We start from the raw sequence: 12,930 nt of genomic DNA, 5'->3' as shown, positions 1-12,930 counted from the left end.
CACGCGGAGGCCGGGTGCGCTCGTCACGAACATGGAATCGAGCGGCAATGAAGAAGATACCTTCTCGTAGATGTTTTTTGAAATAGGTTCTACTTCTAGTTGCGATCAAGGGGCCTAATTCACAACAGACTGAACGTCAGAGCATGGCACAGGCTTCAGACCTGTGCTATCCTTATCTCGGATACCCGAACAACTCCCACCATCATACCCCTGGAAAAGCCGGTACTTTCGGACTATTCAATCATCCTGTGGGCCGCTCTATACTGATAGCCAGGGCAAAAGCCTTTGCGGAGGTGCATGCTATGCAGAACAAGCCCGGACAATCTATTGTTGAGATGGCACTCTTGTTGCCAGTTATGCTAATCGTCTTGTTTGGTATCATCGAATTCGGCTACCTGATCTTCGCTTACTCGATGGTATCACAGGCAGCACGCAACGGTGCCGAGGCAGCCGCGCAATTACCGCCATACGAAAGCTGGCTGCAATTGCGGAACAACCCGCCGGCCAACTATCCCGGCTTTGCAGCAGATGCCTGCGTGCGCGGGATCATCGAAGCGATCCGGTCGGACGTAGTGTTGTTTGATGGTGCCGGGAATGAGGGACGGCGAATTGAGGATTATGTCATCATTCGCTACCCGAATGGTGGTCAAACGCGAAACCTCAATGACCGTGGACCAATTGAGATCGAGATTAACTACCCGGTACGCAGTATCACACCACTCTTCGACTTGATTGGGCTGCAAGATGGCACGCTCAACCTGCGTGTCGTCCAGCGCCGCTCGATTGAGAACCTGGGTGTTGATCCCAGAAGTCCACGTGGTGTAGCTTGTGCCCGCGATGTTGCCGATTGGCAAGCGATACAAGTGTCAATGCAACCGTAGGAGAGTGGGAATCATGATAAACATGAGGCTTCGTCGCAAAACAGTCGGTCAGGCTATCGTTGAATTTGCTCTCTCGGCCACGATTATCTTTCTCTTATTGTCCGCAGCGGTTGATCTGGGCCTGATCTTCTTTACGCTCCAGGCGTTACGGGCCGCAGCCCAAGAAGGCGCTACATACGGTAGTTATCCGGTCATCGTCACCAACAGTAGTGGTCAAGTGACCGCAGTGCGTTTGAATTATAGTGAAATTTTTAGACGTATTCGCACTGCTGGCGGCACCCAACCGGTGGGCGTGGCAAATCTGCTCGATCTGAATGGCGATAGCATTGATGATGCAAACCAGACGGCTGTATTCAACCCGAATAACCCAACGAATGCAAATGGTTTTGTGATTATCGAAAACCCTAAAGGCGCCAATCCCGCCAATCTAAGCGGCACGTGTGAAACGACAAGGGCACGAGTGGATATGCGTAATGCCGGACAAAATTGCTGGGTTAGAGTCACCATTCGCTATCGCTATCGACTCTTCTTCCCATTTGCACCAGCTTTCGGACAAGAGATTATTTTGCGGGTTACCCACACAATGCCTATTCGTAGTCAATTTGTCGGCTGATCTTTAGCAGCTTACCATCGTTTATGAAGTCTTCACACAACAACAAATGTGGCAACAGGAGAACAAGCCTATGATGAGTCAACCACGAAACCGACACCTGCTCAAACGAGTGCGAGGACAGAGTATTCCTCTCTTGGCGCTCATGATAGTCGTATTAATCGGAATGGTAGCACTCTCTGTTGATGTCGGACGCACCTTTTCCGAGGAACGACGCGCTGTTGCTGCAGCAAACGCCGCTTCGTTATCGGCAATGAATACCTATATCCGCCGACCAAGTGGAACAACCAATACCGTTATTTACGATGCGATAGTTAATTCGCTTCGCTCAAATGGGATTGATCTAAATAGCAACCCGAATATTCGGATGGAAGCCTATTATCTGAATGCTCGTGGTGAACCAATTGAAGGTGGTGCCCAGATTACCAGAGATGGCACAGTAGCACCGGATAATGTGGCCTATATTCAAGTCAATTTAGCCGGTGACGTAGATACCTTCTTCGCCCGTGTCGTTAATCAGAATCAGTTACCAATTGGTGCAACCGCCTATGCTGGCACCTGCCCGCCTACTGATGGTGTATATCCTATTGCAATAAATAATGAATACATTTCCGGCAATGAGTTTCGCAATCCAGGCGACCGGAATGGTGACGGCCTTATTGACAATAATTGGCAGAAGCTCAATAGCGGCCCATATAGAGGCTACACCAAAATGCGGCTTTATGTAGCCGATAACAATGTGCCCGGTGGTTTTGGCTGGCTGCGCTGGCTCGACGGACGCGGAGCAAGTGGTGCCAATGCCAATAGCGCTCAAGAGCTGGAATATGCTTTGACCGGCACCGGTTCCCTTTCAAAAGGTTTTATGGAAGTGACACCATGGCCAGCACCGAATTTGCCCCAACCGGCGGGTTATCCCGAGCGGCCTGGTCAACTCAATGTCGGTGATTGGGTCTACGGCAGTTCTGGTTTCACTGCCAGCAACGACCGCCAGGCAGCGCTTGAAGCACACATCAACAACGGTACACGTATGATCCTGCCAATCTACGATGTTGCCATTGGTCAAGGATCGAACGCAGCATATCGAGTTGTTCGTTTGGGTCTTTTCGTATTGACAGAATACGGGCGTGAACGGAATCGTCCGTACATGGATTTCATCTTCCTCGGCAATCCTGATCGGCAAGGTACGGCTTGCTCGGCTACGCCACCACCACCCGAAGATAACAACATCGTACGTCTGACCGGTAGCGTTGAACTGTGGCCGGAGTATCAGGTTGTAGCGAATGAGCGCCCACCAGTACAATACGTCGTCATTCTTGACGTATCAGGTTCGATGAACATGGATTTCTCCGGTCGTGGGAAAATCAACGGTAGGACAGCACAATGCCTTGAAGGACCTCCTGGATCACCACCGCCAACAGCGAGTTGTAATGGTTCACCCCCATATCGATGGACACCTCTGGAGGAACGTCGCAACTATGTAGCCAAAGAGGCTATACGGCTCCTGATTGAACAGACCAATATGCCTGGTAATCCAGGGTATGATCCGACACGTCCGATCGACCAGATGGCATTGATTTGGTTCAATCATGATGTTCCTGCTGGAAATCGCTTCGGTTTCAGCTCGGATCCGGCGGCGCTTAAGAATGCAGTGCTAAGAGCAGGAATGGTGAATAACGATCCGTATCAGACGCAAGGTGGTACTAACGGTACTGGAGGATTATATCGCGCACAACAACTACTGCAAAGCGCTCCCACCAAGACCAATCAGTTGGGACGCGAGTGGATATACCGGCGGGCAATTATCTTTGTGACTGATGGTGTTACCAACATCTTCTTCAACGAAAGAAATGGCAACCTGAATGGTGGGCAAAGCAACGCCAATACATATCCCCAAAGACACCTCTGCAGAACTGTGCCGAACGTGACCGACAACGCTGAATGTCAGACCACAGAAGTTGGTGGGAAATACAATGGCATGGATCGACCCATTACGCAAATGGTACAGCGCGCACAACAGATTAAGAGTAATCAATCGATCCAGACTGACATTTACGCATTGGCCATTTCATCCATACCGCCAAACGGTCTGCGTGATGGCGTCGCAACTACACCGCGACACTTCTACATTGCCGATACTCTGACACGAGGAACAGACGGACTGAACAATGTAGACCGCATTATGCTGGCTATCAACGCCGAGGTTGAACAAGCACCATGTATCAATGGTGCCGATGGTGAATGGCGTGGGACTATTCCCAGCAATCACTTCCAATCGGTTGGTGGGTTGAGCTATCCGAATGTAGGAGAGGTCATTCTCGAAGACTTCTCGACGGGAAGTGTTTATCGAGCACCAATTGTGGCTGGTACCGATGGCCGGGTGCGCTACACCTTCGAGGAGATTCCGCGCGGTACTTACCGCTTGCAAGCGTATCTCTTCTACCGCCACCCGCTCGATCCGCCCACGGCGATGCCACGAATGTATAGCCAGCTCTTCAACGGAAGTTCGAGCCAGTCTGATATGGTGGTCGTGCTCGAACCGAATGGACAGGGGGTCGGATTTATCTCGACGATTGAACAGAATCTGCGCCTACGCCTTGACGGGAATGTATGTAGTGTAAACTAGGTCATGAGGATGCCGCAGAGATGCCTTGGTGCATCTCTGCGGCTGTCTTGTATCATTACGCCATTTCCCACTCAACTGTGCTATCAGGCTTGCACTGGCTGCGAGGAGGTTCCTAATGAGCATTGTTTCACGTTTGCACCGACCATTGCGGTTACTTGCGTTCTTCTTCACCAGTGCTGCGTTACTACTTATGCTCCTACCACCGGTTGCCGTGCAGGCGCTCGATGATGAAACTGGAGTCACCGAAATTATCGACAATACCCATGCCGATTTTGCCGGTGGCGTGTTCCAGCGCACGGTTGTCGCAGCATCACTTAAACCACCAACAAATGATCCACCAACAAACCTCGATCAGGTTGGTGGGATCGAGCTAGCGCCTGCAGGAGCCCTTAACCGCAACAACTGGCTTACTGCTGCTGCCCTATTACCGCAACAATTGAGCGACGCGCCGGTTGTTGCCCTCGATAAATACCTGTTTGTAATCGGTGGCGCTACCAGCCCGATTGCTAATGAGGAAAACCGTTCACCCTTCGTCTATCGCGGCATTGTTGATCAGAAATCCGGTGAACTGGTAGCACAGGCAGATCCGTATCCCAATGGCAACGATACGTTCGCCGCATTTGCCATCGAAGCCGCTGACCCCGGCCCTGAGTGTGACACACCTCTGGCAGGGCGATCACGGGCAGGGGCAGTTGCTGTACCGTCTACCAACAATGGGACAAATCTGGGCTACATCTTTGTGATCGGTGGCAGTATGTACGATACTGACTGCCAGACGTATGACTTTTCTACTAATCTGGTGCAGCGGGCAACAGTAAACGCCAACGGTGACATCATTGGTTGGAGCGCACAGGACAGTTGGCGCTTCCCGACCCTCGATGATAATGGAAATATTATCACGGATGTAAACTCCCTGGACCTACGTGGGGTTCAAAATGTGCAGGTCGTACACATACGTACAAGCGAGGGAAACGACTTTATCTACGCTATCGGTGGCCTGAGCGTTAGTCCGGAACAATTTTTACAGGAAGATATTTATCCCTACGTCTTCTACACCAAAGTTGACACCAACGGTAATCTTGTCAACCCCCACCCAACCCCCTCCGAATCAGCGACCGTTTGGCACAAACTGAACGATCTGCCATTTTCCCTGCATTCCGGTACCGCTATCGCAGCAAGGACAACCGGTATCGAAAGTGACGTGCCAGTACAGAAAGATGCCATCTTCCTGCTAGGGGGTTGTACCGATATTTCATGTACAAGTCTGAATACATCAGTATACCGGGCCGACATCAATCCAACGACCGGCGAACTGACCTGGACAGACCAGGTTGCCTCTACCGGTAGCGGCAGTAGCCAGGCGATCAGTATTCAGGGGCGTCAGGGTGTTACCGGTATCAGCTTCAATAACCGCATCTACTACGTGACCGGATCTACATCAACAGGCTCACCAGGAGCCGCCGGAGCAACTGCGACCATTCCGGTTGCAATCTACAATGATCAGTTTCTGCTCGAAGATTTAACGAGCAGCAATAACTACTTCGTGGGGTTTGATGAGAATAATGACTATGTTCTTCCCCAACCAAATCGTCGGCTCAATGCGTCTGTTGCGCTAGTTCCGGCTGTGCCGCCATCGAGCGATTCGACCCAAGTACATGCGGCATGGATGTACGTCATCGGGGGTTCGAATGAATTAAACCAGCCAACCCAAATGATCTTTGTCGGCAGGGTAGGTGGTGCAAATGAGACAATCGGCACCATACGCGCCTCAGAGGGTTGGTATTACTCACAACCGTTTCCCGTCTTGACCGAGGGTGAAACCTCACGACTCCTGGCAATAACGTGGTTTACCGACCTGAATCGACCCCCAACCAACCCTGAAGCTGATATTCGGATTCAGTTCCGGGCAGTAGTGACTAGTGGCACCTGCCGCGAGAGCGACTTTGACCCTTCAACTTCCAGCAACTCATCACGTTGGCGTGATCTTGATGGGGACACCGATCCTTTGTTACGTTCTAAAGACGGTGAGAATACTGTGCGCTTGATTGATGCATTCCCCACTGAAGAGATTCAGGCGACCTGTATGCAGTATCGGGCGCAGTTCATTCAAGACCCCGGTCAAAACTCGTACACGCCGAAACTGCTATACTTCGCCGTTGAGAAGGTCGTGGCAGCCAAACCAGACATTTTGATCGACACTTTCGACGTCCAGACAAATAGCGGGAGCTTTACGGGTATTACCCTAAAGTTGAAAAATCTGCGCAATAACAATCTCAGTGCTACCCGCAGTGTGGTGGCTGCTGCCGGTGGAGGAGGTTTCTTCGTCGATCTCTGTATCGCGAAACGAACCAATCCAGCGACGCCAGTATTGACGGCAGTACCAGCACCTGACCCAGACGCCGGCCCAGGTGCGACCCCAGCCTGTGCGACGGTATCGGCGCAGGTACCAAAAGAAAATATGACTCCAGGGGCTAGCTATACCGTTCCGTTCACCGCTTGGCTCTCCGCAAGCGGAGGCACATCTATTGATTGGAATACTATCTTCGGTGAACCGGGCACATACGATATTGGGATTGTGGTTGATTACAATGCCCTTACCGGTGAAGATGCGCAGGGACGCAGTAACAACCGGGGTGAAAACGTTTCACCACCGAATGGCATCATTCGGACAGTAACGATTACTGCACCACCGAACCCCAATCCGCCAACTCATAACACTTTTATACCGGCAATCTATAAATAACTGATGGAATGGGGATCGAGGTGTGAGGTAAATGTTGGTCGCAGGAAGTACTGGGGAATGATCATCTTCCCCAGTACTTGTATCGCAATACATCATAAAGGTTCGGAGGAATGACACCCCTCTGTTATTACATTCGTACCCGACCGCTGTTTGGAAGAAAAGCTAGGAGACTTGATCACTGTATACAACCGTAGTGCAAGTACAGCATTTCTTATCACTATTCATCCTTGCTTCGATATTCCTCGCAGATCGTCACCCACCTTCGTAACGCTTGTCTTTGATATAATAAAACCTGTGCCAACACCAGCTTTGATCATCGTGACCGGTCATCCGGCAACCGGTAAAACTACTCTCTCGCAGGCGTTGGCCACCGGCCTACGCCTACCGTTGCTGAGCAAAGATGCCTTCAAAGAGGTGATGTTTGACGGGTTGGGATGGTCAGATCGGGAATGGTCACGACGAGTAGGTGCAACCGCGATTATGATGCTCTACCATACTGCGGCGACGATCTTGCAGAGTGGTCAGTCGCTGATTATGGAGAGCAATTTTCGGGTAGACCTCGATACCGAGCGGATGCGAAACCTGCACACAATTGCCCCCTTTACTCCGATCCAGATCCGCTGTGTGGCCAGCGGTGATGTCCTGGTTGAACGTATTCTCTCCCGCATCGCACAGGGAGCGCGTCACCCTGGCCATTGTGATGATCGGTCGCCGGCCGATCTCGAACTGGTGCGCAGCCGCGGCGATATTCCACCATTACCGATCGGAGGTCCACTGCTGACGGTTGACACCACCTTTCCCGAACAGATCGATATGAATGCTATCGTGCAATGGGCACGTCAGCATTTGCAATCAGGAACCGCTGTCTTGTAGTAGCGAGGAGATCATCATGAGGCCGGCTATTATTCATCCCACCGCAACGGTCGATTCACAGGCTCAAATCGGTGACAATACGCGGGTCTGGCACTGGACGCAAATTCGTGAAGATGTGGTTATTGGCAGCGAGTCGATTATCGGGAAAGGCTGTTATTTCGACGCAGGTGTTCGGGTTGGGAGCCGCGTCAAGATTCAGAGCAATGTCTCAGTCTTTCGCGGGGTTACTATCGAAGATGGCGTCTTTGTCGGACCACATGCCTGTTTTACCAATGATAAAACACCCCGTGCAATCAACCCTGATGGTACGTTGAAAGGTCTGGAGGATTGGACGGTGACCCCAACCCTGGTGAAATACGGAGCAAGCATCGGCGCAAACGCAACAATTGTCTGCGGGGTAACGATTGGACGTTTCGCGATGGTTGCTGCCGGATCGGTCGTTACCCGTGACGTTCCTGATTACGGGCTAGTGATGGGTAATCCGGCCCGTCTGGCCGGTTATGTCTGTCCGTGCGGATCACGTCTGCCTGGTAGCCCAACCCGCCAGACGGAAGCACGCACCTGCCCGGCATGTGGACGAGTGACGGTGATTGAAGGGAACAGCTAACGAATGGTCTGCGGCGTCAAAGGTAGAGCAAGTTCAGCACGTGCCGCGTCCCACAAGCCGAGCGGCGCCAGATCGATCTGACCGCTGACCGGATCAAGCAGCAAGACCGCACGGGTGAAGTATTGAGCGATACGAGGACTACCATCGGCAAGGCGAGTCGCAAACGGTTTGCTCAGCGGATCACCAAACAGGAGGTAGGCACCGTTTCGCTGCCAAAAGTCGGCGAATGGCCCGGCAGGCCAGGGAACGGCTTCCCCAATCACATCGGCTCCGCCATAAGCACGTGCGGTCATCACCTCGCTACCCAGGGAGGTCATACGCACGTAACTAACGGTATCGCGCTGCGTCTCATCAATCTCGATCACTGCGCGTGTAAAGCGCTGGCGAAAGCCGGTCGCCGTTTCCTCAGCCGGTGCTAATGGCAGCCCAAACCGCGCTTCACCACCAAAAGCACGCCAGAAACGATAGATAACAGCCGGTACGATAACGTTATTAATCTCACCCGGCTCGGGTAAGAGCAAGACATCTTTCGCATTCTGCAAAACGGCCTGCAAGCCGGCCAGATTCTCAGCGATTTCCGGCTGATTACCGGTTACCAGTTCAGGGGTAATAGCGGCAATACCAAGACCACCCGCCCAATCGTGCATACCACCGGTAATCGTGTAGCGATCCCAAAAGCGGGCATACTGATAACCGGCGGCTGCAGCGTAGATTTGGGCCATCGCGATTGAGGGCGGATGTTCACAACTGGCCGGAAAAACCAGACCGGCGTTCGAGTGAAGAAAGATAGCCCCTGCCGCATCCAGCAAGAAGGCCAGAATAAGCCTGCTCTCAATCTGTGAATTAGGGTAGGGACCACCGGTATCGGAGATGATCCCTCGTGCACCCTGCACGCGCTGACGCCAGTCATTGTCTGGACATGCGTCGTGAGAAGTGTCCATATTCCGATTCAAATCAACACCGGCAGCATCAAACCGCCAGCCCCGGGCCAGGCCGTCGGGATTCAGGGCAGGAATAATGACCAGACGTACTTCGGGTGGGATGGCGGCAGGATTGGCGCGAAAATGTTCGATCAGCGCCAGCGACAACTGATAGGTATTGGCCTCCGGCGCACCATGCGTAGCACCGATTACGGCCAGCTTACGCGGGCCATCACCAAATATGACAGCCTCTATCGGACGCCCCTCAGCCGAACGGCCAATCTCAACCGTGCGGACGGGCAATGTCTGCATTGGTGATAACCAGGACCACCAGGTAGTGGTCACGAACAAGAAAATGATGAGATATTTCATACCAGTTTCAGTACCAGACCCAATAAGGATCATCACAACGAGCAGAAGAACAACCGCTTACAACCGCGCCTCCTCTTTCAGGCGCAAATAGGTATTCACAACCGAAACGGTCAGGGCCGTTGCCGGCACATCAAGCGTCAGCGCACCACTACACTGAATCCTATCGAGGATCATTCGCCGCTCATCGGCCAACTGTTCTGCAACTAACCGGCGAAACAATGCCTGGCTATCATGTACCGGATGGCCGGCAACGCCGGTAATATTGGGATCACTAATCGTCACACATAACGGTAAATGCCGACGCGACAACCGATGCAGATGGCCGATCAGCAGCTGTGCAGCTGCCGGATGCGAGAGATCGGTAAAAATAACAATCAGAGCGCACCGCTGTTGGTGTTGATCGAGATAGGTTAAGGCTGCCGGAAGATCGGCTTCTACCAGTTGCGGCTGGACATTGTAGAGCGCATCGAGGAGACGATGGAACTGAGCCTTACCCTTACGTGGTGCGATAAAGTGCTCAACCTGACCGGCAAAAGTGAGCATACCGGCATGATCACCTTTGCCAAGGGCAACAAAACTGAGCATCAACGCTGTATTCACAACGTAGTCGAGGCGGGTCAGACCGGGATCATCAAGATGCGACGGATCGGCCACCGGTGCCGCCATTAATCGCCCGGCATCAATCACCGTAATGACATGCCGGCTACGTTCGGCCTCAATCTCGGCGACAATCGGCTGAGCACGACGAGCAGTAGCCTTCCAGTTAATCCGGCGATACTCGTCGTTGATCGTATAATTGCGCAGATGCGCAAATTCGCCCCCCTGCCCTAACTGACGGATCGAGCGCAGGCCAATAGTTCGCAATTGACCACGTCGGATCAGCAGATCGTACTTGCGCACTTCCAGCAGATTTGGGTAGACCTGCACCGGTCGGGTTTCCGGAAACCGAACCTGCCGCCGATGACAGCCGAGTACACCGTCGTAACGCATGACAATATCACCAAACTGATAATCGCCACGACGTTGTGGTCGCAGATGATAACGCAGCTCACAGAGACTAAACGGTCTGGCCTCTCCCGGCAGCAGATCAATGTCAACCGGCATTTCTACCGGATACTCATCACGCACAACAAAGCGCAATGGCCGAGCTGAGGTATTGGCTATCAGAATAGTGACCAGATTGGTCGTACCCAGAGACAGACGCGACTCGTGTAGTCGCTCAACATCAATCTGGTCAGGTCGCGGTGAGAGCATAACATCGCTAACCAGCACGCCACCAACCACCGCCAGGTAGATGACTGCGACCCAGGCCAGATACGATATAAACGCTGCACCGGCAATCAATGGTACAACCAGCAATACGAGCATGAGGAGGCGTGGTGTTGGAAGCATACAGTTTGTTTCATATGGTCAGCGTTGCCCTGATCTATTATAATCGACCAGGATCACCATGAGGATAGAACGATTGCAGGAGTTATGGCGACATGACCGGGTATCCATCAGGAAAAACCGTCTTTATTCCGGGAGGACGTATTGTGTGATCCGGTAACACCTGACCGGCACTCCAGAAACAAGAGCACAGGCGCCAATCGGTGCCTCATCTGACGGATGACCCTGCAACTACCTCCCACACCGAAGCGGGATACAATCTGATTGATAGCCGATACAACTCATTACCAATATCATCGACATGCTTTTTCAGAAATATTCTCCATCAACCATCTGGCACCGTCTCCGCACCGTGCCACTGCGGGAATGGTCAACTCTGACACTTTCAACCGCAGAAGGTTCGCTCATCTTTATGGCAGCCTTTCTCATCTCAGCCACACTGGGTCTTGTGCGCCAGATACTCTTCAACGCGCACTTTGGGGTTGGCGAAGAGGCGGCAGCGTTATACACAGCATTTCGTCTCTCGGAAACGATCAGCACCCTGATAGCTGGTGGTGCGTTGACCAACGCGCTTGTACCGCATCTGTTACTGGCTATGCGTACCCATCAGCATGCGATCTCGCTGCTGGTGAGCCGGGTGCTTACCCTGATGCTAATCGTTGTTATACCCGTCACCTTTGTCCTCTGGCTGGCTGCCCCACCGTTGTTACACTGGTTTGTCGCACCGGGGCTTGAGCCGCAGACGCAGGCGTTGGCTACGTTGTTGACCCGGATTATGCTCGCCGAACTTGTGTTCCTGGTCGCCGAAGGTGTGCTCAGTGCGGTCTTAATTGCCCGTGGCCAATTCTTCTTACCGGCAGCCGGAATTGCCTTGCGCAACACGATGATCATTCTCACGCTGTTGCTGCCGGAACCAACCATTATCACTGTAGCCATTGGCTCACTCGGTGACTCAGTCATCCAACTGCTGATTCTCATCCCTGGTCTGTGGCACCATCGGCTACGTGTGCGTCCAGCCTGGCAGATCAACGATCCGCTGGTACGGGGCACACTCCGCCTGGCAATTCCCGGTACCATTTCAGGCACCATTAACTACAGCAACGCCATTGTTGATACAGCGATTGCCAGCCTAGGTGATCAGGCCGCCGGACTAGGTGCGATGCACAACGCACTCTTGATCGGACATCTGCCGCAGCGACTATGCGGCATTGCAATCGGTCAGGCTGCCTTTCCGTATCTCGCCGCAGCGGCGGTCAGCCGTGATCGCAAGCTGTTTCAGCAACGCTGGCTGACCACAATCATGATCGCTGCTTTCCTTGCCGCAATAAGCGCACTCGCACTGATCGGAGGGGGACGCTGGTTGATCCGTCTGATCTTCGAGCGGGGTGCATTCGATAGCGCTGCAGGCGATCTGACTTTTGCCATTCTCCAACTCTTTGCGCTTGGACTACCAATCTACGTCATCGTTGAGATTACCGGGCGCACTCTGGTGGCCCTCGGCGATGCCCGTACCCCACTGATCGCAAACGGTGCCCAATTGCTGACCCGGATTGGTGTAGCAACCTTGCTATGGCCGATGGTGGGAGTGCTGGCAGTGCCGATAGCTACCGTTGCCAGCGGGATTGTTGAAGTCAGTATTCTCTGCGGTATCTTGTGGAGACGGCTGTATATGGTGACGGAGTGGCATACTATCGGTGATACAACCGTATCGCTATAGTATGCCCGGCAGCTCATGCGCAGGCCACCAATCAACAGAGGTTACAACCAGGATCGAGTTTATTCATTGCCTCTGAGTATCAATAAATCTTCTCGTTCAATGTGATAGGAATGAGTTATGATAACCCAAGTTGCCACCTACGCTGTGAGCAGGCCACGAAAGACTACCTGCGATGATGAACAGCACGACGCTGCG

General features: G+C 52.8%; 9 protein-coding genes. 7 read left to right on the top strand and 2 right to left on the bottom strand.

Going from position 1 to position 12,930, the window contains the following annotated elements; translation table 11 throughout:
• The first annotated feature begins 302 nt into the window (after positions 1-302).
• The 6 genes from VAE55_RS08815 (at position 303) to VAE55_RS08790 (ending at position 8,337) form a co-directional block, all read left to right on the top strand.
• A complete protein-coding gene (locus tag VAE55_RS08815) occupies positions 303-881 on the top strand; it encodes a TadE family protein (protein WP_322815418.1) in 579 nt (192 codons plus the stop codon).
• 13 nt (positions 882-894) lie between these two features.
• A complete protein-coding gene (locus VAE55_RS08810; RefSeq protein ID WP_322815417.1) occupies positions 895-1,494 on the top strand; it encodes a TadE family protein in 600 nt (199 codons plus the stop codon).
• 70 nt (positions 1,495-1,564) lie between these two features.
• Positions 1,565-4,114 (top strand): Tad domain-containing protein, encoded by a 2,550-nt coding sequence (locus VAE55_RS08805; protein WP_322815416.1) that lies wholly within the window; start codon positions 1,565-1,567, stop codon positions 4,112-4,114.
• A gap of 115 nt (positions 4,115-4,229) precedes the next feature.
• Positions 4,230-6,857: a hypothetical protein gene (locus VAE55_RS08800; RefSeq protein ID WP_322815415.1), complete on the top strand. Its 2,628-nt coding sequence runs from the start codon at positions 4,230-4,232 to the stop codon at positions 6,855-6,857.
• Between the two features lie 294 nt (positions 6,858-7,151).
• On the top strand, positions 7,152-7,730 hold the full coding sequence (locus VAE55_RS08795) for an AAA family ATPase (protein ID WP_322815414.1): 579 nt from the start codon (positions 7,152-7,154) through the stop codon (positions 7,728-7,730).
• A 16-nt stretch (positions 7,731-7,746) separates the two neighbouring features.
• A complete protein-coding gene (locus VAE55_RS08790; RefSeq protein WP_322815413.1) occupies positions 7,747-8,337 on the top strand; it encodes an acyltransferase in 591 nt (196 codons plus the stop codon).
• On the opposite strand, the gene VAE55_RS08785 is transcribed toward VAE55_RS08790, so the two are convergent.
• Together VAE55_RS08785 and VAE55_RS08780 are read right to left on the bottom strand one after the other, a co-directional pair.
• Entirely contained in the window at positions 8,334-9,569 is a 1,236-nt protein-coding gene (locus VAE55_RS08785; RefSeq protein ID WP_322815412.1) for a M14 family metallopeptidase, read from the bottom strand. The two genes, VAE55_RS08790 and VAE55_RS08785, sit on opposite strands and share 4 nt — an antisense overlap.
• Positions 9,570-9,686: 117 nt before the next feature.
• Positions 9,687-11,021, bottom strand: coding sequence for a DUF58 domain-containing protein (locus VAE55_RS08780; protein WP_322815411.1), 1,335 nt, complete (start codon positions 11,019-11,021; stop codon positions 9,687-9,689).
• A 409-nt stretch (positions 11,022-11,430) separates the two neighbouring features.
• Between VAE55_RS08780 and murJ the strand changes: the two genes are divergently transcribed.
• Entirely contained in the window at positions 11,431-12,735 is a 1,305-nt protein-coding gene (gene murJ, locus VAE55_RS08775) for a murein biosynthesis integral membrane protein MurJ (protein WP_322815410.1), read from the top strand.
• Positions 12,736-12,930 lie beyond the last annotated feature (195 nt).

Origin of the sequence: Chloroflexus sp., from assembly GCF_034432675.1 — a bacterium.
Taxonomy (GTDB): Bacteria; Chloroflexota; Chloroflexia; order Chloroflexales; family Chloroflexaceae; genus Chloroflexus.
Note: the sequence above shows the minus strand (reverse complement) of the source record. Positions and strands in the feature narration are given on the sequence as shown.

What these genes read in the sequence shown, in the direction of transcription:
- VAE55_RS08815 (WP_322815418.1), top strand. Translation starts at nt 303, where the DNA reads ATGCAGAACAAGCCCGGACAATCTATTGTTGAGATGGCACTCTTGTTG.
- VAE55_RS08810 (WP_322815417.1), top strand. Translation starts at nt 895, where the DNA reads ATGATAAACATGAGGCTTCGTCGCAAAACAGTCGGTCAGGCTATCGTT.
- VAE55_RS08805 (WP_322815416.1), top strand. Translation starts at nt 1,565, where the DNA reads ATGATGAGTCAACCACGAAACCGACACCTGCTCAAACGAGTGCGAGGA.
- VAE55_RS08800 (WP_322815415.1), top strand. Translation starts at nt 4,230, where the DNA reads ATGAGCATTGTTTCACGTTTGCACCGACCATTGCGGTTACTTGCGTTC.
- VAE55_RS08790 (WP_322815413.1), top strand. Translation starts at nt 7,747, where the DNA reads ATGAGGCCGGCTATTATTCATCCCACCGCAACGGTCGATTCACAGGCT.
- VAE55_RS08785 (WP_322815412.1), bottom strand. Translation starts at nt 9,569, where the DNA reads ATGCAGACATTGCCCGTCCGCACGGTTGAGATTGGCCGTTCGGCTGAG.
- VAE55_RS08780 (WP_322815411.1), bottom strand. Translation starts at nt 11,021, where the DNA reads ATGCTTCCAACACCACGCCTCCTCATGCTCGTATTGCTGGTTGTACCA.
- murJ (WP_322815410.1), top strand. Translation starts at nt 11,431, where the DNA reads ATGGCAGCCTTTCTCATCTCAGCCACACTGGGTCTTGTGCGCCAGATA.